The sequence below is a fragment of the Cupriavidus neocaledonicus genome (assembly GCF_000372525.1).
Lineage (GTDB): Bacteria > Pseudomonadota > Gammaproteobacteria > Burkholderiales > Burkholderiaceae > Cupriavidus > Cupriavidus neocaledonicus.
The window spans coordinates 233132-257742 of record NZ_AQUR01000101.1 but is presented as its reverse complement, the minus strand read 5'-3'; the positions used below and the strand labels follow the sequence as shown (position 1 = coordinate 257742).

19 protein-coding genes are annotated in these 24611 nt (G+C 69.6%); 7 read left to right on the top strand and 12 right to left on the bottom strand.

Translation table 11 applies throughout. From position 1 onward, the window contains the following. Nucleotides 1-589: 589 nt before the first annotated feature. Both A3AG_RS0120150 and A3AG_RS0120145 read right to left on the bottom strand, forming a co-directional pair. Nucleotides 590-1726, bottom strand: a complete 1137-nt coding sequence (locus A3AG_RS0120150) for an HPP family protein (protein ID WP_018007164.1) — start codon at nucleotides 1724-1726, stop codon at nucleotides 590-592. A gap of 157 nt (nucleotides 1727-1883) precedes the next feature. Continuing rightward, nucleotides 1884-2303: an Lrp/AsnC family transcriptional regulator gene (locus tag A3AG_RS0120145; RefSeq protein ID WP_018007163.1), complete on the bottom strand. Its 420-nt coding sequence runs from the start codon at nucleotides 2301-2303 to the stop codon at nucleotides 1884-1886. A gap of 188 nt (nucleotides 2304-2491) precedes the next feature. Between A3AG_RS0120145 and A3AG_RS0120140 the strand changes: the two genes are divergently transcribed. After that, nucleotides 2492-3370 (top strand): dimethylarginine dimethylaminohydrolase family protein, encoded by an 879-nt coding sequence (locus tag A3AG_RS0120140; protein WP_018007162.1) that lies wholly within the window; start codon nucleotides 2492-2494, stop codon nucleotides 3368-3370. 35 nt (nucleotides 3371-3405) lie between these two features. Next, the gene (locus A3AG_RS0120135; protein ID WP_018007161.1) at nucleotides 3406-4491 is read left to right on the top strand and encodes an ornithine cyclodeaminase; all 1086 of its coding nucleotides are present in this window, start codon (nucleotides 3406-3408) and stop codon (nucleotides 4489-4491) included. A 16-nt stretch (nucleotides 4492-4507) separates the two neighbouring features. Here A3AG_RS0120135 and A3AG_RS0120130 read toward each other — a convergent pair whose 3' ends face one another. The 7 genes from A3AG_RS0120130 to hutU all read right to left on the bottom strand — a co-directional run bounded on the left by A3AG_RS0120130 (nucleotide 4508) and on the right by hutU (nucleotide 14990). Next, entirely contained in the window at nucleotides 4508-5104 is a 597-nt protein-coding gene (locus tag A3AG_RS0120130) for a helix-turn-helix domain-containing protein (protein ID WP_018007160.1), read from the bottom strand. 416 nt (nucleotides 5105-5520) lie between these two features. Further along, nucleotides 5521-6840, bottom strand: coding sequence for a sigma-54-dependent transcriptional regulator (locus A3AG_RS0120125; RefSeq protein WP_018007159.1), 1320 nt, complete (start codon nucleotides 6838-6840; stop codon nucleotides 5521-5523). Continuing rightward, entirely contained in the window at nucleotides 6830-8821 is a 1992-nt protein-coding gene (locus A3AG_RS0120120; RefSeq protein WP_018007158.1) for a sensor histidine kinase, read from the bottom strand. Before A3AG_RS0120120 ends, A3AG_RS0120125 begins: the two co-directional genes overlap by 11 nt. A 164-nt stretch (nucleotides 8822-8985) precedes the next feature. After that, nucleotides 8986-10296, bottom strand: a complete 1311-nt coding sequence (locus A3AG_RS0120115) for a dicarboxylate/amino acid:cation symporter (RefSeq protein WP_018007157.1) — start codon at nucleotides 10294-10296, stop codon at nucleotides 8986-8988. 642 nt (nucleotides 10297-10938) lie between these two features. Further along, nucleotides 10939-11922, bottom strand: coding sequence for a formimidoylglutamase (gene hutG, locus A3AG_RS0120110; protein ID WP_018007156.1), 984 nt, complete (start codon nucleotides 11920-11922; stop codon nucleotides 10939-10941). Then, nucleotides 11919-13217: an MFS transporter gene (locus A3AG_RS0120105; RefSeq protein ID WP_018007155.1), complete on the bottom strand. Its 1299-nt coding sequence runs from the start codon at nucleotides 13215-13217 to the stop codon at nucleotides 11919-11921. Before A3AG_RS0120105 ends, hutG begins: the two co-directional genes overlap by 4 nt. Nucleotides 13218-13304: 87 nt before the next feature. After that, nucleotides 13305-14990, bottom strand: a complete 1686-nt coding sequence (hutU, locus tag A3AG_RS0120100; protein WP_018007154.1) for a urocanate hydratase — start codon at nucleotides 14988-14990, stop codon at nucleotides 13305-13307. A 261-nt stretch (nucleotides 14991-15251) separates the two neighbouring features. On the opposite strand from hutU, the gene A3AG_RS0120095 reads away from it, so the two are divergent. Then, a complete protein-coding gene (locus A3AG_RS0120095) occupies nucleotides 15252-15635 on the top strand; it encodes an ArsR/SmtB family transcription factor (RefSeq protein WP_018007153.1) in 384 nt (127 codons plus the stop codon). Further along, entirely contained in the window at nucleotides 15632-16714 is a 1083-nt protein-coding gene (locus A3AG_RS0120090) for an SRPBCC domain-containing protein (RefSeq protein WP_018007152.1), read from the top strand. The genes A3AG_RS0120095 and A3AG_RS0120090 overlap by 4 nt, the downstream gene beginning before the upstream one ends. A gap of 69 nt (nucleotides 16715-16783) precedes the next feature. Here the strand turns inward: A3AG_RS0120090 and hutC are convergent, their stop codons facing one another. Then, the gene (gene hutC / locus A3AG_RS0120085) at nucleotides 16784-17485 is read right to left on the bottom strand and encodes a histidine utilization repressor (RefSeq protein ID WP_051073549.1); all 702 of its coding nucleotides are present in this window, start codon (nucleotides 17483-17485) and stop codon (nucleotides 16784-16786) included. Nucleotides 17486-17597: 112 nt separating this feature from the next. After that, nucleotides 17598-20981 carry a diguanylate cyclase gene (locus tag A3AG_RS0120080; protein ID WP_018007150.1) on the bottom strand — a complete coding sequence of 1128 codons (3384 nt, stop codon included), beginning with the start codon at nucleotides 20979-20981 and terminating at the stop codon, nucleotides 17598-17600. 353 nt (nucleotides 20982-21334) lie between these two features. Between A3AG_RS0120080 and A3AG_RS0120075 the strand changes: the two genes are divergently transcribed. Together A3AG_RS0120075 and A3AG_RS0120070 are read left to right on the top strand one after the other, a co-directional pair. Continuing rightward, nucleotides 21335-21730 carry a nuclear transport factor 2 family protein gene (locus tag A3AG_RS0120075; RefSeq protein WP_018007149.1) on the top strand — a complete coding sequence of 132 codons (396 nt, stop codon included), beginning with the start codon at nucleotides 21335-21337 and terminating at the stop codon, nucleotides 21728-21730. 99 nt (nucleotides 21731-21829) lie between these two features. After that, entirely contained in the window at nucleotides 21830-22717 is an 888-nt protein-coding gene (locus A3AG_RS0120070; RefSeq protein ID WP_018007148.1) for a c-type cytochrome, read from the top strand. On the opposite strand, the gene A3AG_RS0120065 is transcribed toward A3AG_RS0120070, so the two are convergent. After that, nucleotides 22714-23808, bottom strand: coding sequence for an acyltransferase family protein (locus A3AG_RS0120065; protein ID WP_026164333.1), 1095 nt, complete (start codon nucleotides 23806-23808; stop codon nucleotides 22714-22716). The genes A3AG_RS0120070 and A3AG_RS0120065 overlap by 4 nt on opposite strands. Before the next feature lie 336 nt (nucleotides 23809-24144). On the opposite strand from A3AG_RS0120065, the gene A3AG_RS0120060 reads away from it, so the two are divergent. Then, nucleotides 24145-24609, top strand: coding sequence for a (2Fe-2S)-binding protein (locus A3AG_RS0120060; RefSeq protein WP_018007146.1), 465 nt, complete (start codon nucleotides 24145-24147; stop codon nucleotides 24607-24609). Nucleotides 24610-24611 lie beyond the last annotated feature (2 nt).

The following is a 24611-nucleotide window of genomic DNA, read 5'->3' as shown; positions in this document are numbered from 1 at the left end:
ACGAGCCCAGAGCGCGGAGTGGCCCCTGCTGCTGGCGGTGTCGTAGGAACGCCTTCGGCTGCTGCGCCGGCCCTATCGCGGGGTGTGGGCTCTGGCGCGGTACGCATCGCTGCGCTCGCTTGGCGCTGTCGGCTTTTTACTCGAGTTGAATCGCACGATGCCTTTGGCTCGCTAAGCGCAAAACGCCCCACGCGCGAGAGCGCAATCGAGCCTGCGCAGCAGCCGCAGGCGTCCCCGCGATATGGCCGGCAGCAGGCGGCCTACACCCTCATTGGGATTGTTCAATAGTGGTGATCGCAGGCACTATCCCGGACTCACATGGCGTAGCAGGGTCGAACGGGCAGCCACGCTCAAACGGAAAGCACCGCCGCCGAACCACCAACACCGTGGAATTGATTGCCAGCCGCATAGGCGACGCGCTTTTTGGTTACTTTTTGGCGCTCGGCCAAAAAGTAACTCGCCGGCTACGCCGGCGAAACAGCTGCGCTCGCCAAGAAAGACGACCAACCGCCTTAACTCAAGCCAAACAACCGCGCACGCCAAGAGCGACGACCGACCGCATGGCCTCAAGCAGAAAGCGACGCCCCCTTCAATCCGGTACTGCCATCACCCCACTCTTCAACAACGCCGCCACCAGGTCCGACTGCGTCACCATCCCCACCACCCGCCGCTGATCATCGATCACCGGCGCGTGATGCAGCCCGCCATCGGAGAACGCCTGCGCCAGTTCCACCATCGGCTGGTCGGGCCGGGCGGTAACGACGGCCCGCGTCATCAGGTTGCGAACCGTGCCGGCCAGCCGACGCGCGCCCGTGTCGCGCTGTGCGGCAAAGAAATCGCTCTGCGTGATGATCCCCTCCAGCTTGCGCGTCGCATCGACGACCGGCAGGGCCTTGATGCGGTGTCGCGACAGCAGGTGCCCGGCTTCATGGGCGGGCTGGTCGGGCGTGACCGTGATCACGTCCCGCGACATGATTTCGCCGCACAGCACATTGCCGAAATGACGGCGATACGCGCGCAGCTGCGCCGCCACCAGGATCTGCTCGAGATCGTCTTCCTCGATATCCAGGAATTCGCCGCGCACCTTCAGTGCGGCATCCAGGTCGGCGCGGGTGACGCCGACGCGCTGGCTGGGTGGTACGTCGCGGGTGCCATGCTGTACCGCGGGTTCGGGCGGACGATGAGGGTAGCGCCGGCGCGACAGGTTGTTGAAAGCCAGCGCTACCATCAGCAGCAGCATCGAGTTGAACAACACCGGCACCGCCACGAAGCCAAAGCCCAGCGCACTGACCGCCGGCCCGCCGAAGACCGCGGTGATGGCGACCGCACCGCTGGGCGGATGCACGCAATGGAACTGGAACATCAGGGCGATGGCGACGGCCACCGCGACGGCGGCGGCCAGGCCGGGGTCGGGGATCCAGCGCGCGCAGGCCACCCCGACCACCCCTGCGATCAGGTTGCCGCCGATGATCGACCACGGCTGCGCCAGCGGTGACGCCGGCACCGCGAACAGCAGCACCGCCGAGGCGCCCATCGGCGCGACGAACCACGGGTTGAATCCGCCCAGCGTCTGGTGGCTGATCCATTCGGTGCAAAGCAGGCCGAGCAGCGCGCCCAGGCAACTCTTGAGGCGCTCCTTGCGGCTGGCGGCAACGGGTAACGGAACGAATGTGCGCAGCCAGGCACGGGCGTTATGCGCCAGGACGGAAACGGGGGCGGTTGGCATTCTTGTGACGGGGGGCGCTTTGGAATGGTGCACGTAATATATCACGGGGTGATATATCGGGGCGTCCCTGGTGCAGCCTATCCCTGTGATGGGGCATGCCGCACCGCACAAGGGCGCCGCAGGGTGAGGCGCGGCCGGATCCGAGGCTGCCGCAGCCTTACTTGTAGGTCGACAGCAGGATGCTGGTCTCGGTGGCGCTGATGCCGTCGATCAGCCGGATCCGGTCGAGCGCGCGATCGAAGGCCTCGAGCGTGTCGGCGCGCAGCTCGGCGATGATGTCCCAGCGGCCGTTGGTGGTGTGCAGCGCCTGCACGTTGGGCTCGCCGCGCAGCGCCTGCAGCACGGCGCGGGTCTTGTTGCCGTCGACGGCGACCGTCATCCAGGCACGGATACGGTGCGCCTCGGCCTCGGGCCGCAGGCGCACGGTATAGCCGACGATCACCCCTTCCTGCTCCAGTTTGTCGATGCGGTTCTGCACGGTCGCGCGCGACACGCGCAGCGCCTGCGCCAGTGCCGTCACAGGCGTGCGCGCGTTGTCGCGCAGGAGGGCAATCAGCTGCTGGTCGGTGGCATCCATGGGACGGTAGGGGGCGCGTTCGGAGGCGATTGGCAAAACGCCAGGAAAATCTGGCGTTTTGCACAATGGTAGGCGCAAACCGGGCAGTTTGCTGGCTTTTGGCTAACGCCTGCTTGCACCAGAATTGAATCGACGGATGGATTTCCCTGACGGGATGCCGTCCCCCGCCATGCCAACCAGGAGCCGCCGTGATCCAGACCCCCACCATCTTGCTGGTCGAACCGACCTTCTACGACGTGTCGTACAGCATCAATCCGTGGATGGACCCGGCGGCCTGGGCGCGCGATCCGCACGGCATGCACCGCAATGCGATGCAGTCGTTCCACGCGCTGCGCGACGCGCTCGGCCGCGCGGGTTTCGCGGTGGAGCTGGCGCCCGGCGCGCCCGGGCTGCCCGACATGGTGTTCCCGGCCAACGCCGCCGTGGTGCTGGACGGGCGCGCCTTGCTGGCGCGCTTCCGCTATGCGCAGCGCCGCGGCGAGGAAGCGCCGTTTGCCGACATCTTTGGCCGGCTGCGCGAGCGCGGCCTGCTCGACGAAGTCGCGCCGCTGCCGGAGGGCTGCTACCAGGAAGGCGCCGGCGATTGCATCTGGGATGCGGGACGCGGCCATTTCTGGGCCGGCTTCGGTCCGCGCTCGTCGCACGAGGCGGCGCTGGCGGTGTCGCGCTATTTCGGCAAGGAGGTGGTGGCGCTGGAGCTGGCCACCGAGCAGAGCTATCACCTCGACGTGTGCTTCTGCCCGCTGTCGGGCGGCGAGGTGCTGTACTACCCGCCGGCGTTCAGCGCGGCGGCGCTGCGCGAGCTGCGTGCGCGCGTACCGGCGCGGCTGTGCATCGAGGCCAGCGCCGACGACCTGCGCCATTTCAGCGTCAATGCGGTCAACCTGGACGAGCAGGTGGTAATGACGCGCACCACGCCGCACCTGCGCACCGAGCTGGGACGGCGCGGCTACCAGCTGCATGAGGTCGACCTGTCGCCGTTCATGCTGTCGGGTGGCGGCGCGTATTGCATGACCCTGCGGCTGGACCGCAGCAGCGGACGCGGGGTCGCCGCGGCGGCGGCCTGAACGCGGGCACGGCAGCAACAGCCAGGGAGCGGGTCATGAAGAACACCGTCCGATCATTGTTTCTCGACGCGGCCGATGTCGCCCGGCTGGTGGCCGCGATCGGCCCGCAGGCCGCCATCGTCGACCTGGCCGCGCAGGTGCGCCAGGCGTTCGCGCGCTGGGCCGATTTCGACAAGTCCGCGCGGCTGGCGAGCCATTCCGCGCGCGGCGTGATCGAGCTGATGCCGGTCAGCGACGGCACGCAGTATGCGTTCAAGTACGTCAACGGCCATCCGCGCAATGCCCAGCATGGCATGCCCACGGTGATGGCGTGCGGCCTGCTGGCCGAGGTGGAAACCGGCTTCCCGCTGATGCTGGCGGACCTGACGCTGGCCACCGCGCTGCGCACCGCGGCCACTTCAGCCTTGGCGGCGCGCGCCATGGCACGGCCGGGCGCGACCACCATGGCGCTGATCGGCAATGGCGCGCAGGCGGAGTTCCAGGTGCTGGCGTTCCACGCGATGCTGGGCGTGCGCGAGATCGCCGCCTACGACATCGACCCCGCCGCCACGGCACGGCTGATGCGCAATCTGGCCGCCGTGCCCGGCCTGGCGATCCGGCGCGCGGATTCGGTCGCGGCCGCGCTGGCCGGCGCCGACATCGTCTCGACCGTCACCGCCGACAAGACCCGCGCCACCATCCTGACGCCGGACCTGGTGCGGCCCGGCATGCACCTGAACGCGGTCGGCGGCGACTGCCCCGGCAAGACCGAGCTGCATGCCGACATCCTGCGCCGCGCGCGCATCGTGGTGGAGTACGAACCGCAGACCCGCATCGAAGGAGAGATCCAGCAGCTGCCCGCCGACGCGCCCGTGACCGAGCTGTGGCAGGTGCTGGCCGGCCACGCCCCGGGCCGCACCGCGGCGCACGAGGTGACGGTGTTCGATTCGGTGGGGTTTGCGCTGGAAGACTATGCCGCGCTGCGCTGGCTCTATGCCGCGGCGCAGGCGCACCGCGCCGGCACCGCGGTGGAACTGGTGGCGATGCCGCCCGACCCGCGCAACCTGTACGGCTGGATGCTGGCGCAGGCAGACGGGGCCGGCGCCGGGCGGTCCGTGCCACGGCCGGCGGCCGTGGCCTGACGCGTAGCCCGCAGCTTCAGGCCGCGCGGCCCATCATCAGCTGCGCCCGCAGGAAGCCCTTGACCTCTTCGAGCGAGGGCGTCTTCAGGAACACCATGATGCCCCAGTGCTGCAGGGCATCGGCCACGCCGTCATAGGCCTGGCGGTTGGTGATGACGGCGAAGATCACGTGCTGGCTGGCAAAGAAGTTCTGCAGCTTCTCGACCGTGGCCGACTCGGCATCGTTGAGCTCGTCGACGTAGTAGAGCACCACGCGCGGATGCTCGCTGACCGAGGTGATGACGGTGTCGAGCACATCGTCCACCACCACGCTCTTGAGCGGCAGGCCCCATTTGGCCAGCTGGCTGTGGATGCGCTGCGCCTCCTGGTGGTTGGGGTGGAACACCACCAGGTCGAGCCCGTGCGGCGACGCCGACTCGGGCCCGATGCGCGTCGCCAGCAGGCGATGCACGGTTTCCTTGTGGATGCGCCGATGGCCGCCGTTGGTCTTCCAGGCCCCCAGTTCGCCGCGCTCGACCATCTTCTGGACCGTGCCCAGTGAGACGTTGAGCAGTTTTGCCGCTGTCCGCGTGCTGTAGTAAGGCTTTTCAGCCAGTGCCGGATCAAGTTTCATCCCATCACCCGTAGTCCATAGGCAGTCGCGCCGTCATGGCGCACGCGGCCCCTGGCACTGGCGCCGCGCGATTGTCACTGCCAACAGTTGACTGACCCTGTGTGCCCGGCCCGCTCCCCCGCCGGCCAGACTGCTTTTTGTGGTTGTTTTGATCTTTTCCGCATTTCCAGCAAGCGCAGCGCGATCCCAATGTATTGGACGTCTCGATGCCGGATTTGCTGGAAGCTAATAATATGCCGCAAACGACAAAGTATCTGTAGGAAAAAACATAAATCTGCGAGGCTTTTGTTTCTTAACGCACATTGAGTGCATTGTGATGACAACAGAGTCGTCAGTGCAGACCTGCCGGCGTCGTCATGGTTCCCATGACTGCAATGTCTGCAGTGCTTGCTGAATTCAGCGAACGCTTCACAGCTTCACAATCCGTACTTGCGCACCTTGTCGAACAGCGTGGTCTTGGCCACGCCCAGCGCTTCGCTGGCGCGGCTGAGGTTGCCGTCGTGGCGGCGCATGGCGTCGGCGATCAGCGCGCGCTCGAACTGCTCGACGGCCTGCGCGAGCGGCATGGCCGCGGGTGCGGTGGCGCCCTGGCCGGGATTGCAGCCAAGGCCCAGCACATGGCGCTCGGCGAGGTTGCGCAGCTCGCGCACGTTGCCGGGCCAGGGGTAGGCCACCAGCGCCGACAGTTCCGCCGGCGTGGCCGGCACTGCGTCGCGCCCGAAGCGCAAGGCGGCCTGCGCGACGAAATGTTCGAACAATGCCGGCACGTCCTCGCGCCGCTCGCGCAGCGGCGGCAGTTCCAGCGTGATCACGTTGAGGCGGTAGTACAGGTCGGCGCGGAACTGGCCGGCATCGGAGAGCGCGCGCAGGTCGGCCTTGGTGGCGGCCACCACGCGGGTATTGACCGGCACCGGCTGGTTCGAGCCCAGCCGTTCCACCACGCGCTCCTGCAGCACCCGCAGCAGCTTGATCTGCAGCGGCATCGGCATGCTCTCGATCTCGTCGAGAAACAGCGTGCCGCCTTCGGCATGCTCGACCTTGCCGATGCGGCGGCGCGCGGCGCCGGTGAAGGAGCCGGCCTCGTGGCCGAAAATCTCGCTTTCGAACAGTTGCTCGGGCAGGCCACCGCAGTTGATCGCGACAAAGTTGCGCGCATGGCGCTGGCTGGCCTCGTGCAGGCAGCGCGCGACCAGCTCCTTGCCGGTGCCGGTCTCGCCGTGGATCAGCACGTTGGCGTCGGTGCCGGCCAGGTCGGCGATCAGGCGCCGCAGCCGCTCGACCGCGGGCGAATGACCGATCAGACGGGTTTCGAGTTTCTCGCGGCCGGCCAGCCGTTCTCGCAGTTCTGATACTTCCAGCGCGAGCCGGCGCTGCTCCAGCGCGCGGCGGGTGGCATCGACCAGCTGTTCGGGCGAGAACGGTTTTTCCAGGAAGTCGTAAGCGCCTTGCTTCATCGCCTGCACGGCCAGCCCGACGTCGCCGTGGCCGGTGATCATGATCACCGGCAGGGCCGGGTCGCGCGCGCGCAGTTGCGCCAGCAGCGCCATGCCGTCCTGGCCGGGCAGGCGGATGTCGCTGACCACGACGCCGGCGTAGCCCGGGCCGGCCTCGCGCAGCGCGGCTTCGGCGCTGCCCACGCCGCGCGTGGCAATGCCTTCGAGGCGCAGAGCCTGCTCGCAGCCCAGGCGCACGTCGGCATCGTCTTCGACGACCAGTACGGTCAGATCAGCCGGCATGTTTGGCATCCTGTGAATGGGAATCCAGCGCCAGCGGCAGCACCAGCGTGAAGCAGGCACCGCCGTCCGGATGGTTGGTGGCGGACAGGCTGCCGCCGTTCTCGTTGAGGATGCCGGCCGACAGCGTCAGGCCCAGCCCCAGTCCCTGGCCCGAGGGCTTGGTGGTGAAGAACGGTTCGAACAGCCGCGCGAAGGCTTCCTCGGACAGGCCGGCGCCGTTGTCGCGCACGGTCAGGTGGACCATGCCGCCGGCCACGTGCGCATGCAGCGCAATGCGCGGGCCGGGCTTGCCGGCGACCGCATCGAGCGCGTTGCCGAGCAGGTTGACCAGCACCTGTTCCAGCCGGTTGGGGTCGCACATCACTGCCAGCGCCGGGTCGACATCGCGCTGCAGCGCCGGCTGCACCGCGTCGACGCGGGTCTGCAGCAGGAACAGCGCGTTGTCCACCGCCTCGGCCAGCCGCGCCTCGCGCCTGCCGTTGCCGGGCTTGCGCGCAAACGACTTGAGCGCGCCGGTGATGCGGCCCATGCGCTCGACCAGGCCGATGATGGTGTCGAGGTTGGCGCGCACCGTGGCGTAGTCGCCGCGCTCGAGGAACTTGCCGGTATTGCCCGAGATCGTGCGCAGCGCCGCCAGCGGCTGGTTCAGCTCGTGCGCGATGCCGGTCGACATCTGCCCGACCGCGGCCAGCTTGCCGGCCTGCAGCAGCCCCTCCTGGGCCTGGCGCAGCACGGTCTCGGCGCGGATGCGCTCGCTGACCTCGGCCTGCAGGCGCTGGTTGGTGGTGGACAGGTCGGCGGTGCGCTCGGCCACCTTGCGCTCGAGTTCGCTGTTGGCCGCCTCCAGCGCCGCGCGCGCCGCCAGGCGTTCGTTGATGATGCGCCGGCGCACGTTCCAGGCGGCGCCCAGCAGCAGCACGAAGGCGGTCAGCACGCCCGCCAGCGCCGCGGTATTGAGCGCGGCCACGCGTGCCTGCGAGGTATTGGTCAGCAGCGTCAGCTGCCAGTCGGTGCCGGGCAGCGCGGCATGCTGGGCCAGCATCGGCGGGCCGCGGCGCAGCCGCACCAGCTCGTCGCTGCTGGTGTTGGCGGCACTGCCGCTGCCGTTGCCGTTGTCCAGCTTGCGCACCCGGGTCAGCGGCAACTGCGGCAGCGGCGCGCGGTTGTACTGCAGGCTGCGCGCCAGGCGCGCGCGCGCCTCGGCCGACAGCGGGCGCAGCGCGGCCAGCTTCCACGACGGGTCCGAGGCCAGGATCACCACGCCGTTCTCGTCGGTCAGCAGCATCTGGCTGTCGGCGCCCTGCCAGCGGTTCTCCAGCGGCTCCAGGCCGATCTTGACCACCGCCACGCCGACCGGGTTGTCGCGCTCGCCCAGCGGCGCCGACAGGTAGTAGCCGGATTCGCTGCGCGTGGTGCCGACGCCGTAGAAGCGGCCCAGCTGGCCCTCCATCGCCGAGCGGAAGTACGGGCGGAAGCTCAGGTCTTCGCCGAGGTAGCTGTCCGGGCGCTGCCAGTTGCTGGTGGCCAGCACCTTGCCGTGCGCGTCCAGCACGTAGATCACGCGCGTGCCGGCGCGGGCATTGAGCGCGCTCAGGTATTCGTTGGCGCGCGCGGTGCGCGCGGCGTCGTCGGGGCGCAGCAGCAGCGCGGCGATGCGCTCGTCGAGCGACAGCAGGCCGGGCACGTAGTCGTAGTGCGCCAGTTCGCTTTCCAGCGCCTGCGTGTACAGCCGCAGCTGGACCTGGCCGCGTTCGGCCTGGCGCGCCAGCGCGGTGTCGTAGGTGTAGCGGTAGCCGAGCGCGCCGGCCAGTCCGACCAGCACGGCCAGCGCCAGCAGCGCCAGCAGCGGCGCGGCGCCGCGCAGGCCGTGGGGCAGGCGCGAGCCGTTGGCCGCGGCTGGAACAGCCGGGGGCGCCGAAGCCACGGGGGTGGCGGCGGTGGCGCGGGAGGTATCGCCGGGAGGGTGGAGCGGGCCGGTCATCAGGTGTTGGGCGAGGCAGGTGGCATAGCCGCCGCGCCGGCAAGGGCTGGGCCGGGCGCGGGAGCCTACTTTTACCACACCAACGGGGGGTGCCGGCCGCCACAATGCAAAAAGGCCCGGTTGCCTGATCGGCAACCGGGCCCTGGCACGCCTGGCGGACGGTGTTACTTGGCCGCCAGGACCTGGGCAGGTGCCAGGCCGGTGGTGGTATCCGCGGCGGGTTCATCCTCCTCGGACGTTACCGGCGCGCCGATGGCGCCTTCGCTTTTGGCGACGACGGCGGTGGCAATTGCATTGCCGAGCACATTGGTCACGGTGCGACCCATGTCGAGTACGTGGTCGATGCCCAGCACCAGCAGGATGCCGGCCTCGGGCAGGCCGAACATCGGCAGCACCGCGGCGACCACCACCAGCGAGGCGCGCGGCACGCCGGCGATGCCCTTGCTGGTGACCAGCAGCACCAGCAGCATGGTGATCTGCTGGGACAGCGACAGCTGGATGCCGTACACCTGTGCCACGAACAGCGCGGCGAACGAGGTGTACATGATCGAGCCGTCCAGGTTGAACGAGTAGCCCAGCGGCAGCACGAAGTTGGTGATGCGCTCCTTGACACCGAAGCGGGTCAGCTGGTCGATCACCTTCGGGTAGGCCGATTCGCTGCTGGCGGTGGCGAAGCCGATCATCAGCGGCGCGCGCATCAGCTTGAGCAGGCGGAACACATCGCGGCCCAGGAAGCAGTAGCCGCCGGCGATCAGCGCCACCCACAGCAGCGCCAGCGCCAGGTACAGGCTGCCCAGCAGCTTGGCGTAGACCACCAGCACGCCCAGGCCCTGCGCGGTGATCACGGCCGAGATCGCGCCGAACACGCCCACCGGCGCGAACGCCATCACGTAGTTGGTGACCTTCAGCATCACGTCGGCCAGGCCCTCGATGCCCTGCAGCACCGGCTTGCCGACGCCGTCCTTGACGGTGCCCAGCGCAAAGCCGAAGAACAGCGAGAACACCACGATCTGCAGGATCTCGTTGTTCGCCATCGCCTCGACGAAGCTCTTGGGGAACATGTGCGCGATGAAGTCGCGCAGGTTCAGCGCGCCGGTCTTCAGGTTCGCGCTGGCGTCCGCCGCCGGCAGCGCCAGGTTCATGCCGTGGCCGGGCTGCAGCAGGTTGGCCATGACCAGGCCGAGCAGCAGCGAGGTGACCGAGGCGCCGATGAACCACATCATCGCCTTCATGCCGATGCGGCCGACGGCGCGGCCGTCGCCCATGCTGGCGATGCCGGCCACCAGCGTGGCGAACACCAGCGGGCCGATGATCATCTTGATCATCCGCAGGAAGATGTCGGTCAGGATGGACAGGTGGTTGGCAATCGATTTGGCGGTGGCGGCGTCCGGCGCCAGGTTGTGCGCGGCGGTGCCGGCCAGCACGCCTAGCAGCATTGCAATGAAGATCAGGGTGGGCAGTCGATTCAGTTTCATCGTGGATCAGGCCTGTGCGACCGTTCCCGGGGACGGGGCGGTCGACTGTGTATTGCAGGAAGGCTGGGCGACGTCGGGGCGCCGGGCCGGCCGTGTCAGGGTTCAGCGCGGCAACAGGTGCCGGGGGTGCGCCGGGATGGCGACGGGGGTGGGCAAGGCGGGGTCGGTCATGGGTGTGTCCTCCTTTGTTTTTTCGGCATCGGCCGGGACACTGGGGGCGTGCCGGCGTACCTGTCTGGCGCTGTGAGCGGCGGCCTATATTGCACGCGCCGTGCCAGCGCGAAGGTGCCGCGGGAGGCATGCAAGCTGTTGAATACAAAGGGGAAAATGATGTGATGCCGGCGCACGGTTCGGGAAACCGGATTGGCCGGCCAAAACGCCGTTCGGGAATCCGAACGGCGTTCTAGGTGTAAACCCGCGGATTGTGGGGTGCGGAGGCGAGTGGATTGCCGCCGGTTTGCTCCTCTCTCCCGCCGCGCGGGAGAGAGGCCGGGGACAGGGCGGGAGGGTCGACGGCTGATGTCGGTGGGTGGAAAACGGGGGCGCTGCTTGAGGTGGTGCCCTGCCAGACCGCCCCTCACCCCGGCCCTCTCCCGGTGAAGGGAGGGAGTCAACCGTCGGTGCGTGGGCGGTGTTGGGACTTCAGCCGCCCAGCAACCGGTAGCACAACCTTGCCGCCACCCGCGCGCCGCAGCCGTCGCGGTCGTACAGCGGGTTGAATTCGGCAAGGTCCGCCACGCGCAGCTTGCCGCTGTCGCGCAGCAGCGTGGCGATGGCCTCGACCACCGCCAGCGGCACGCCGTACGCGGCCGGGGCCGAGACGCCGGGCATGACCGCGGCGGGCAGCACGTCGAGGTCGATGCTCAGGTAGACGTGGTCGGCATCGGCGACCCAGCGCTCCAGTTCGGCCAGGCGCGCGTCGAGGTGGCGCTCCTGCATGTCGGTGTCCTCGACATGGCGCACGCCCAGCGCGTGCGCGCGCGCGAACAGCGCCGCGGTGTTGGCCAGCCGGCTGACGCCCAGGCAGGCATAGTCGAACGGCATGCCACGCTGGCGGCAGTCGGCCGCGATCTGGTCGAAGGGCGTGCCGGAACTGCCCGGGCGGCTGGCACGCAGGTCGAAATGCGCGTCGAGGTTGACGATCAGCACGCGGCCGAGGTCACCGCGCGCGGCCAGGTGCATGCGCAGGCCTTGCCACGTGCCCCATGCCACTTCATGCCCGCCGCCCAGCACCAGCGGCCAGGCGCCGACCGCCAGTTCGGCGGCGACGGCTTGTGCGAGGCGCTGCTGCGCGTGCTCCAGCGCATCGCCGTCGCAGTGGATGTCGCCGCCGTCGATCAGGCGGCCGATGCCGTGCGCCGGCACGCCGGCCAGCGCGCGGCGGATTTCGCGGGGGCCGCCGGCGGCGCCGGGGCGGCCCTGGTTGCGCACCACGCCGGCGTCGCAGCAAAAGCCCAGCAGCACCGGCACGCCGGGCGTGCGCGGCATGGCGGGGCCGGCCACGATATCGAACAGGCGGCGCGTGTCGCCGGCCTCGCCGGTATCGCGCCGGCCCCGCCACACCGTCTCGGGGCCGCTAGAGGCGGCAGCGCCGGTCACGGGCGCGAAGTCTGCCAGGTCGCTCATTTCAGCCGGCGTCCCAGCGTTTCGGGGACCATCAGCAGGCCGAGCAGCGACACCACGCCGCAGCCGATCACGTACAGCGCCGGGGCGTTGGCATCGCCCGTGACCTGGATCAGCCGGGTCGAGAAGTACTGCGCAAAGCCGCCGAAGATGGCGATGGCGACGCAATAGGCGATCGACAGGCCGGTAGCGCGCAGGCGCTTGGGCAGCACCTCGCTGACCAGCACCATCGACGCCGGCGCGGTCATCGACATCGGCACCGACAGGCACGCCACTACCACCAGCAGCCGCGCCAGCGAGGGTTCGGCATTGATCAGCACGAACGCCGGGTAGACCATCGCCAGCAGCGCCACGCGCGACCACAGCACCACGGGCTTGCGGCCGACGCGGTCGGCCAGCCAGCCGGCGAACGGCGACAGCGCCACCTGCACCGCCGCGGCGACGCAGCCGGCCCAGATGCCGAGCGACAGCGGCATCTTCAGCACGCTGACGGCGTAGTTGCTGAGGTAGTAGACGACGATATAGGTGGAAGAGGCCAGGCCGATCATCAGCAGGATGCTGGCAAAGACTTCGCGCGCATGCCGGCGCAGCAGCGGCCATTGCGCCGCGTGCTCGCCGTGGTGCGCGGGCGTGGCGGTTTCTTCCAGGCGGCGGCGGATCAGCAGGCCGACCGGGATCACCAGGATGCCGATCAGGAAGGCCAGGCGCCAGCCCCAGGCTTCCAGCTCGGCCGGCGCCAGCAGGTTGCTCAGCACCAGCCCGGTGACGGCGCCCAGCAGCGCCGCCAGGCCCTGGCTGAACGGCTGCCACGCGGTATAGAAGCCGCGCGTGCGGTCGTCGGCGTATTCCAGGAGCAGCGCGGTCGACGCGCCCATCTCGCCGCCGATGGCGAAGCCCTGTACCAGCCGCGCGATCACCACCATGATCGGCGCGAGGATGCCGACCTGCGCGTACGGCGGCGTCACCACGAAGATCAGCGAGCTCAGGCCCATCAGCCACAGCGTCAGCGCCACCGCAGGCTTGCGCCCGGCGCGGTCGGCGTACATGCCGATCAGCAGGCCGCCGAGCGGGCGCATCAGGAAGCCGACGCCAAAGGTGGCGAACGACATCAGCAGCTGGCCGGTGGGATTGTCGACGGGGAAGTAGAGCCGGCCGATCAGCGTGGCAAAGAAGCTGTAGACCACGAAATCGTAGAACTCGAGGCCGTTGCCGATGGTGATGGCGGCAATGGCGCGCGTGCGCGACAGCTGCGGTTGCGGCGCCGCGACCGCCACGCCGGCGGTGGTATCGATGGACATGGGTGTCTCCGTAAAAATAGGGCCGCGGCCGGGCGCGCAAGACGCGGCCCGGCCGGGTTGGCAATTGCCAGGCTCTTGCTGGCCCGATCAGTCGCGCAGCATCGGCAGGTCCAGGCCCTGCTCGCGCGCGCAGTCGATGGCGATCTGGTAGCCGGCGTCGGCATGGCGCATCACGCCGGTGGCGGGGTCGTTGTGCAGCACGCGGGCGATGCGCGCGGCGGCCTCATCGGTGCCGTCGCACACGATCACCACGCCGGAATGCTGCGAGAAGCCCATGCCCACGCCGCCGCCATGGTGCAGGCTGACCCAGGTGGCGCCGCTGGCGGTGTTCAGCAGCGCGTTCAGCAGGGGCCAGTCGGACACGGCGTCGGAGCCGTCCTGCATGGCCTCGGTCTCGCGGTTGGGGCTGGCGACCGAACCCGAGTCCAGGTGGTCGCGGCCGATCACGACCGGCGCCGACAGCTCGCCGCTGCGGACCATCTCGTTGAACGCCAGGCCGAGCTTCGCGCGCAGTCCCAGGCCGACCCAGCAGATCCGCGCCGGCAGGCCCTGGAAGCTGATGCGCTCGCGCGCCATGTCGAGCCAGCGGTGCAGGTGCGCGTCATCGGGGATCAGTTCCTTGACCTTGGCGTCGGTCTTGTAGATATCCTGCGGATCGCCCGACAGCGCGGCCCAGCGGAACGGGCCGATGCCGCGGCAGAACAGCGGGCGGATATAGGCGGGCACGAAGCCGGGGAAGTCGAAGGCATTGGCCACGCCTTCTTCCTTGGCCATCTGGCGGATGTTGTTGCCGTAGTCGAAGGTCGGCACGCCCAGCTTCTGGAAGTCCAGCATGGCGCGCACATGCGCGGCCATCGAGGCCTTGGCGGCCTTCACCACCACGGCCGGCTCGCGCTGCGCGCGCTCGCGGTATTCGTCCCAGCTCCAGCCGGCGGGCAGGTAGCCGTTGAGCGGATCGTGCGCGCTGGTCTGGTCGGTGACCATGTCGGGACGCACGCCGCGGCGCACCAGTTCGGGCAACACTTCGGCGGCGTTGGCGCACAGCGCGATCGAGATTGCCTTGCCTTGCGAGGTGTAGCGGTCGATGCGGGCCAGCGCGTCATCCAGGTCGGTGGCCTGTTCGTCGACATAACGGGTCTTCAGGCGAAAATCGATGCGGCTCTGCTGGCATTCGATATTGAGCGAGCAGGCGCCGGCCAGCGTCGCGGCCAGCGGCTGCGCGCCGCCCATGCCGCCCAGGCCCGCGGTCAGCACCCAGCGTCCCTTCAGGTCGCCACCGTAGTGCTGGCGGCCGGCTTCGACAAAGGTTTCATACGTGCCCTGCACGATGCCCTGGCTGCCGATGTAGATCCAGCTGCCGGCGGTCATCTGGCCGTACATGGCCAGGCCTTTGGCGTCGAGTTCGTTGAAGTGTTCCCAGTTGGCCCAGTGCGGGACCAGGTTGGAGTTGGCGATCAGCACGCGCGGGGCGTCGCGGTGGGTCTGGAACACGCCGACCGGCTTGCCCGATTGCACCAGCAGGGTCTGGTCGTCTTCCAGGCGGGTCAGCGCCTCGACGATGCGGTCATAGCATTCCCAGTTGCGGGCGGCGCGGCCGATGCCGCCGTAGACCACCAGTTCCCTGGGGTTCTCCGCGACCTCGGGGTCGAGGTTGTTCATCAGCATGCGCAGCGGCGCTTCGGTCAGCCAGCTCCTGGCCGTCAGCGTAGTGCCGCGCGGGGCGCGGATTTCGGTGTCGCGGAAACGCGTGGATGGGGTGGGGGTCTGGGTCACGGGAAACTCCTTCGGTCTTGCAGGTCTGGGACGCGCGCTTTGGGACAACGCATAGGCATGTATATTCCTGTATATACAAGTTGCGATGAATCGGGGTAATCCCGAGGAGGCGCTCAAAAGTTTGTGACGTTCTGAGCTCAATTGAAGGTGGCGAGGGCCGCCCGTGAACTAGCGCGCACGGCGCTGGGTGGGGGCGGTGACCAGGCAGCACGTCAGCAGGCGCACCTTGACTTTCATTTAACCAATGCGTTAAATGAGCGCATGCCCTCTCCGATCGATCCGCTCACAACTGTCTTTGCCGCCCTGGCCGATCCCACCCGCCGCGCCATCCTTGCCCGGCTTGCGCAAGGGGATGCGCCGGTCAGCGAACTGGCGCGACCGTTCGCCATGTCGGCTCCGGCGATCTCCCGGCACCTGCGCGTGCTGGCCGATGCCGGACTGATCGAGCGCGAGGTCAGCGCGCGCTGGCGGATCTGCCACCTGCGCGCGGATCCGCTGCGGGACGCGCGCGACTGGCTGGAGGCCTATCGCCGCCATTGGGAAGGCAACCTGGACCGCCTCGTCGAATTTGTCGAGCGTACCCACGCCGCCGGTGTCGGCGCAGACACCGGTCATGCAACCAAGGACCAAGGGAACGAATCATGACCGAAGCCGCTAGCTTTCATCTGGAAATGACCCGCTTTATCCGCGCGCCGCGCGAGAAGGTGTTCGATGCGTTCACAGACCAGGCAGCGCTGGCCGCCTGGCATTGCCCGCGCGGCATGGGGGTGCTCGAGGCCAGCGCCGAGGCCCGCGTGGGCGGCAAGTACCGCATCGTGATGGCTGGCGGCGACGGTTCCCGGCATGCCGTGCACGGCGAGTACCAGGTAGTTTCCCGCGCTGACTTCCTAGCCTATACGTGGCAGGCCGAAGCCGGCCCCATGCCGCCGCATATCAGGACGCTGATCGAGGTCACGCTGACGGCGCAGGAGGGCGGCACGCAGCTGCATATGCGACACAGCGGCTTCCCTGACACGCCGTCGCGCGATGCCCACGCGACCGGCTGGCAGTCGGTGTACAACCGCCTGGTCGACTACCTGGACCCGCGCGGCAGCGCGGCCACGGTGGTCGTGCTCGGCGATCCGCGCAGCAGCTATTGCCGCACGGTGCGCATGGCGCTCGCGGAAAAGGGCGTGGCCTATACGAACAGGCCGTTGCCGCCGCATTCCCCGGAAGTGCTCGCGCTCAATCCGTTTGGCCGCATCCCGGTGCTGTGCGACGGGCCGATCTCGTTCTACGAGACCCGCGCCATCCTTGGGTACATCGACGATGCCTTCGATGGTCCCAGCCTGGTGCCGCAGGGGCGGCCTTCGGCGCAGGCGCGCGGCGAGCAGTGGATCAGCCTGATCAACGCCCATGCCTACGACGCGATGATCCGGCGCTACGTGCTGCAATACATCTTCCCGAAGGGACCAAACGGCCAGCCGGATCGCGCGGTGATCGACGCCGCGCTGCCGGAGATCGCCCGGCATCTCGAGGTGCTCGAGCAGGGGTACGGCGACCGCAACTACCTGGTCGGCGCGGCGCTGTCGATGGCAGACCTGTTGCTGGCGCCGATCATCGCCTATGTGGGCATGTTCCCCGAGGGGGCAGACCTGCTGCAGAAGTGCCCGAACGTGCGGCGTGCGCACGCGGCGATGTGCGAGCGGCCGAGCTTCGCCGCCACCCAGCCGGAACATGGCTGAGGCGCGGCGGGGTGTCGCGGTGACGCCGGATGGCGGCAGGGTGAGGGCGCGCGCGGGCCGCGGGAAACGCTAGGACGTGAACCGGCCTTCGAGCCGATGCAGCGAACCCGGATGCACCAGCCGCACCGACGTCACCACGCGCCCGGCGGACCAGGTGCGGCGGCGGATCAGCAGGCATGGTTCGCCGCGTTCGATCTCGAGCAGGCGGCACTCTTCCGGCAGCGCCAGCACGGCCTCGACCACGTGCTCGCCCTCGGTCAGCGGGGCGATGCGCGACAGGTACTGGTAAGGGGTTTCGCTGGTGAAGTCCTGCGTCAGGTAGTCGGGGGCGACCACGGCATTGACATAGCGGTCTTCCAGCTGGATGGCCACGTCGTCCTCGTAGTGGACGATCACCGAATGGAACACCCGCGCTTCCAGCGCGACCTCGAGCGCCGCGGCCTGCGCGGGGCCGGCGCGCTCGGCTTCCAGGGTGATCACGCGGGCGCGATGGCGGTGCCCGCGCGCGGCGATGTCGTCGGCGATATTGTTGACCGCGTACAGCGCGGTGCGCCGCTTGGGTTCGGCAACGAAGGTGCCGACGCCCTGCAGCCGCACCAGCATGCCCTCGGCGGTCAGCTCGCGCAGCGCGCGGTGCACGGTCATGCGCGAGACGCCGAGCGCCTCGACCAGCTCGGTCTCGGACGGCACGCGGTGATGGGGCGGCCAGCTGCCGTCAGCAATCCGGCTGCTGATGTGCTGCTTGACGCGCGCATACAGCGGCGCCGGCATCGGGTCGGACACGAGCGACAACGGGTTCCCCTTGGTTTCGGCGCGGCGGGCAGGTGGCCACGCGGACAGGCGCCGAATGTATCACGGTCGCCGCGTGGACCGACCGGCGGGGCTACGAGGCCTGCGGGTTGTGCTGCGCGTAGCCGGCCAGGAACACGTCCAGTGCCACCGGCCGCCCGATCCCATAGCCCTGCGCATAATCCACGCCGATCGCGCGCAGCGCGTCGAGGGTGCGCTCGTCCTCCACCCACTCCGCCACCGTGCGCACGCCCAGCCGGTGGCCGATGTCGTTGATCGAGCTGACGATCTCGCGGTCGACCGCGTTGTCGGCCAGCTGCCGGATAAAGCTGCCGTCGATCTTGAGGAAGTCCACCGGGAACTGCTTCAGGTAGGCGAACGACGACAGGCCCGAGCCGAAGTCGTCGAGCGACACGGTGCAGCCGGCGCGCCGCATCTCCGCCACCAGGCGGTTGGCCGCGGCCATGTTGTTGATCAGCGCGGTTTCGGTGATCTCCAGCCGGATGCGGCTGGCGGGCAGGGCGCTGGCTTCCAGCTCGGCATGCAGGAACGGCAGCAGGAAGGGCTCGCCCAGCGAGTTGGCCGACAGGTTGATCGACACCGACAGCCCCGGCACCGCGCGCAGCCGCTCGCCGTACCCGCGCAGCACGTTGCGGATGACCCAGCGGTCGACATGGCCCATCAGGTCGTAGCGCTCGGCGGCCGGAATGAAGGCGCCGGGCAGGATCAGCTCGCCGTGCTCGTCGACCATGCGCACCAGGATCTCGATATGGCGATGGCCGCCGCCGCCGTCTTCGTGTTGTGGCTGCAGCGCGCGGATCTCCTGCGCGAACAGGCGGAAGCGATTGGCCTCCAGCGCCGAGTGGATGCCGGCGGCCACTTCCAGCTCGCGGTGGTGCCGGCGCGCGTCGCTTTCGTCGCGGCGGTAGACCGAGACCCGGCTGCGGCCCGCGGCCTTGGCCGCATAGCAGGCCACGTCGGCACGGCTCATCAGTTCGCTGACCGGCGGCACGTCCAGGTCGATGGCGGCGATGCCGATGCTGGCGCCGATGTCGTACACGCGCCCTTCCCACGGGAAGCGGCGTCCGCGGATGGCATCGATCACGCCCTGGCACACCTGCTCGGCCTGGTCGACGGTGCAATCCTTGAGCAGCAGCGCGAACTCGTCGCCGCCCAGGCGCGCCAGCACGTCGTCCGGGCGCACATGGTTGCGGATCAGGTAGCCGAGCTCGCGCAGCAGCACGTCGCCGGCGCCGTGGCCGGCGGTGTCGTTGACGATCTTGAAGCGGTCCAGGTCGATAAAGCACAGCGCGGCGCGATGGCCGTGCAGCCGCGCCGCGTCGCACGACTCGCGCAGGCGCTTTTCGAACCAGGTGCGGTTGGGCAGGCCGGTCAGCGCATCGTGCATGGCCGAGCGCGCCAGCTCGCGCTGCAGCGCGCGCGCGGCGGTGATGTCCTGGAACACCAGCACGGCGCCCAGCACCTCGCCGCGCGCGGTCAGCACCGGCGCGGCCGAGTCCTGCACGTCGTGGCGCTCGCCGGTCAGGCTCTGCAGCACCGCGCCCTCCTGCAGGTAGGCCGGCGTCAGCGTGCGCAGGCAGGCCTCGACCGGGCTCGGGATGGGCTCGCCGGTGCTCTCGTCGACGATGCGGAAGACCCGTTCCAGCGGCAGCCCGGTGGCCGCGGCCATGGTCCAGCCGGTCAGCTGTTCGGCGATCGGGTTCATGAAGGTCACGTGCATGGCGGCGTCGGTGCAGATCACCGCATCGCCGATCGAACGCAGCGTGATATGCAGGCGCTCCTTCTCCTCGAACAGCGCCTCGGTCAGCCGGCGTTGCTCGGTGATGTCCCAGTTGGTGCCCACCAGCGCCCGGGCGGTGCCGTCGGCGCCGCGGGTCGCCATCGCCATGGCACGCACGTGGCGCACCTCGCCGCCCGGGCGCACGATGCGGTATTCGGTGTCGAACGCCGCCTCGCCGCGGATGGCGCGGCGCATCTCGCCGCGCACGCGGCTGACATCGTCGGGGTGCAGCAGCGCGATCCATTGCTCCGACAGCGGCGCGCCGCCGGCGGGGTCGGTGCCGTGCAGCGCATGCATGCGCGCATCCCAGGTGATGCCGGCGCTGGCCAGGTCCCATTCCCAGATGCCCACGCCGCCGGCTTCGACGGCCAGCTGGATGCGCCGCGACAGCCGTTCCAGCTCTTGCTGCGCCAGCTTGCGCGCGTGGATGTCCTCCACCTGCGTGATGAAATGCTGGGGCTCGCCGGTCTGTTCATCGCGCACCAGCGAAACCGCCAGCAGCACCCAGCGGTAGTGGCCGTCCTTGTGGCGGTAGCGCTTTTCCAGGCGATAGGCCTCGACCTTGCCCGACAACAGGTTGGCGACCTGGCGCAGGTCGCCGGTCAGGTCGTCGGGGTGGGTCAGTTGCTGGTAGCTCAGCTCGCGCAGTTCGGCCGCGCTGTAGCCGAGCAGCTCGATCATGGCGCGGTTGACGGTCTGCCAGCGGCCATCCATGTCGACCAGCGCCATGCCGATGGCGGAATGCTCCATGGCCTGGCGGAAGCGCTTGTCGCTGCTGCGCAGGCTGGCGCGGCCGTGCCGGTTCTGCTCGGTCAGGTAGGCGATGCAGACCGGCAGTACCATGATCACCGCGGCCGACAGCGGTACCGCTTCATGGCGGTGCGACAGCAGCATCAGCGCCTGCAGGCACAGCGTGGCCACCAGCGCCAGCAGCGCGGTGGCAAAAGGATTGCCGGCCAGCGCCAGCAGCACCAGCGGCAACGACATCGCCGCGAACGGGTCGTGGCCCTGCCAGTGCGCAAACGCACCGAGGGCCAGGCTCAGCGCCAGTGCGCCGGCCTGCGGCGCCAGCATCGCCCGCGCGGCGGCGGCACGCACGCGCACCGCGGTCATCGACAGCATCAGCGGCAGCAGCAGCGCCATGCCCAGCGCGCTGGCCTGCCACCAGGTCCACCACACCGGCGCGAAGCGGCTGCCCGCGGCCGCGGCGAGCGCCGCCGCGCCGGCGCTGGCGCCGACCATCGGCGCCAGGATCCCGCCGACTGCCAGCATCACCGCGAACGCGGCCAGCGGGCCGTGGCGCCCGGTCACGCCATGCCGGTCCAGCAGGCGCAACAGCAGCAGCGCGGACAGCATCTCCGCCAGGTTGGCGCCGGTCAGCATCAGCGCGGTGCCGACGCTGTCGCCGGCGCCGTGGTTGGCCAGCACGCTGGCCACCAGCATGCCGGCCAGCAGCCACGGCGCCTCCGCGCGCGGCCGCTGCAGCAGCAGGCCCAGCCCGAACGCATTGGGCAGCCACACCGAGGCCACGGTCCCGGGCAGCCGCGCCAGCCACAGCGCCGCCGCCGCCAGCACGAAGTAGCAGGCGCCGGCCATCAGCAAGGACAGCCAGCGGCGCGGCGCGGCGGAAGGGGCTGGAGCGGCCGGGTGGATCGGCGGAGCCGTGTCGGGCGTCATGGACGAGAACGAGGCAAGGGCGGTGCGATGCGGTGGGAGGGAGGCGGCATGACGGGCGCGCCCCGGCGGCATGCCCCCGGAACGCCCGGACAGACTGCCGCCCAGCGTAGGGGCAATGTAGCGAGGATAAGCGCGTGGCCATCGGCAGGACAGGGGGCAGGTTGGGCGTTACTTGCCGCTGGTGTCGGGGGCGGTTTTTTGGTAGGGACGGCAAGAGCCGGGGTCCGCGATGCCGGTAGCCGCGCCGATAACCTCCCAGGTAATCGCGCCGCCGTCCCTCGGCACCGATCATGCAGCCATGGCCTGGTGCCAGGCCGCGAGACCCTGACCACCCCAACCCGAAGGAGAAAGCCATGTCTGCCACCCCGTCCACCCAGTCCGAACACGCCGCCACCCTTGCCGACCGCTACCTCGCGGCCTGGAACGAGACCGATGCCGCGCGCCGGCGCGAGCTGATTGCGGCGGCGTGGACAGAAACGGCTTGCTATGTGGATCCGCTGATGCGGGGCGACGGCCATGCCGGCATCGATGCGATGATCGCCGCGGTGCAGGCGAAGTTTCCCGGTTTCCGCTTCACCCGCGTGAGCCCGGTCGACGCGCATGGGGAACACCTGCGCTTTACCTGGGAACTCGGCCCCGCCGGCGAAGCGGCGCTGGTGGTGGGCACCGACTTTGCCACGGTGTCGGCCGATGGCCGGCTGGCGCGCATGACCGGCTTCATCGACCGCGCTCCGGCCGGGCTGGCCTGAGCGCCGCCGGCGCAGCCGCTATGTTGCCTTTCCCACCGACAGCCCCCCCGGCACTGGCCGCAAGCTGCGGCATCCAGTGCGGCGGAGAGGGGAAGGCAAATGGCGCGGGTTCTGCGGATGGCGGCATGGGGGCTTGCCGGCACGGCCGTCGTGGTGGCCGCGGCAGCGTATGGCGCGGCCTGGGTGGGGGAGCGCAAGGCGCAGCGCGTGGTGGCGGTCCAGGTCGCGCCCGTCGCCATCCGCGAGGACCCCGCCGCCCTTGCGCATGGCAAGTACCTGTATGAATCGCGCGGCTGCATGGAATGCCATGGCGCCGGCGGGGGCGGCAAGCAGGTGATCGACGACCCCGGCGGGCTGCGCGTGCGCGCGCCGGACCTGACCCGCGCCAACCCGGCCATCGCCGCCTACCAGCCGGTGGACTGGGTGCGCAGCATCCGCCATGGCGTGGCACCCTCGCTGCGCCCGCTGCTGGTCATGCCCAGCGAAGACTACAACCGGCTCAGCGACGAGGACCTCGGCGCGCTGGTCGGCTATTTGCGCAGCCTGCCCGCGGCGATGGGGGCGCCCGCCGAGATCACCATGCCGTGGCTGGTGCGCGCGCTGTATGGCGTGGGGGTGGTGCAGGACGCCGCTTCCAAGATCGACCACAGCCTGCCGCCGCAGGCGGCGATGGCGCCCGAGCCGACGCCGCGGTATGGCGCCTACGTGGCCAATGTCTGCCTGGGATGCCATGGGCCGGCGTTCCGTGGCGGCAAGATCCCGGGTGCGCCGCCTGACTGGCCGCCGGCAGCGGACTTGCGCCCGGTGCCCGGCGGCGCGATGGCACGCTATGACCAGCCCACCGTCTTTATCGAGATGATGCGCAGCGGCAAGCGGCCCGACGGCACCGCGCTCAGCCGGGTGATGCCGTTCGATTCCTTCGGGCGCATGACCGATATCGAGCTGACGGCCCTGTACCTGTTCCTGGCCGGCCTGCCGCAACGCTAGCCGCGTGCCAGCCGGCGCCCGGCCGCGATGCCGGGCAGCTCGACCCAGCGGTGCAGCAGCCAGGCCAGTGCCAGCGCCAGGCCGGCGTCGATGGCAAAGCGCAGCAGCTGCATGCCCGTCTGGTCCGGGCGCAGCGCCGGCATCAGGCGCTTGACCGCTTCGATCACGGTGGGATGGGTCAGGTACAGGGCGTAGGACAGTTCGCCCAGCCAGATCAGCGCGCGCGGCACGCGCAGCATGCCGGTGTGCTCGGCGGCGACCACGCCGGCCACCAGCAGCGCGGCGGGAAGGCCGCGTCCCGCCAGGCTGAAATCCGGTTCCACCAGCGGCAGCGACAGGGCGAACGTCGCGCTGCCGATTGCCAGCAATGCCAGCGCGGACGCCGGCGTCAGCCAATGGCGCCAGCGCGCGTAGGCCCACGCCAGCCCGCAGCCCAGCAGGAACTCGAGCACCAGCGGATTGCTGGCCATGGCCAGCCACGGCGAGGCGAACCCGTAGCCCTGCGCGGGATCGGCCACCAGCGTGCCGAAACGCCACCATGGCAGCGCCAGCGTGAACAGCGCGAACACCCCCAGCACCACCAGCAGCGCGCGCCGCCCGGCCAAAAGCAGCCCGAGTGCAAACACCGCGTAGAACGCCAGCTCGTAGTTGAGCGACCAGCCGACGTACAGCGCGGGATAGCCGTAGTAGGGCGCATGGCTGGTGGAAGTCGGCAGGAACGCCAGCGACGCGGCGAACAGCGCCGGCGTGACCGGGTTGAGCAGCAGCGCGTGGATGGCCGACATGGTCCAGTACGGCGGCGCCAGCCGGCACAGGCGCCGGATCATGAAGCTGAGCGGCCGCTCCGGGCGGGGCCGGGCCAGCACCGCGACCCAGGCGATGATGAAGCCGCTGATGACGAAGAACACGTCGACGCCGACATGGCCGCGCTTGATCACGTTGTCGGTCAGCCAGTTCAGCACCGGCGCGTTGGTGCCCCCCAGCGTGAGCCCGGAGTGGTAGACCACCACCAGCGCCGCGGCCAGCCCGCGCAGGGCCTGGATGCTGTCCAGTCGCGCCACCGCGGGCGATGGTGCGGCGCGCGCGCGCACTGCTGGCGAGACGGCGGTGCCGGGCGCGGCGGCGTTCGGGGCCGGAGCGGTGCCGGCTGCGGACAAGGAATTTTTTGGAATAGTCGAGGGCACTGTTTCAGTGGCGGGAACCGGATCACATCGAGACCACCCCCGGATCCCGCCGAATGGCAAGGCAATCCATGAGGGACAGCCGTTCCTTGCACAAAGTTCGTGCAACCCGCACCAACGGGCACGTTAGTACGCAAAGCGTCCGGCAAGGTGCCGCAAATTGCACTATCCTCACTTGTCCGTTGCGCCAGGCTTCGGCGCACAGGCAATGACCAGCGGGCAACGTACCCAAGGAGTGTCCCCCAAATGACCACCCTCTCCATCAACGTCAACGGCAAGACCCGTGAAGTCGACGTGGACCCGTCCACGCCGCTGCTGTGGGCGCTGCGCGACAACCTCGAAATGACCGGCACCAAGTTCGGCTGCGGCATGGCCGCGTGCGGTGCCTGCACCGTGCACGTCAACGGCCAGGCCACGCGCAGCTGCGTGACGCCGGCCTCGGCGGTGGCCGGTGCGCGCATCACCACCATCGAAGGCATCGGCGCCGACCGCGTCGGGCGCGCCGTGATGGACGCCTGGCTCAAGCACGATGTCGCCCAGTGCGGCTACTGCCAGAACGGCCAGGTGATGAGCGCCGTCGGCCTGCTGCGCAGCAAGCCGCGGCCCACCGATGCCGACATCGACCAGGCCATGGCCGGCAACCTGTGCCGCTGCGGCACGTACCAGCGCATCCGCGCGGCGATCAAAGACGCCGCCCGTGCGCTGGCCTGAGC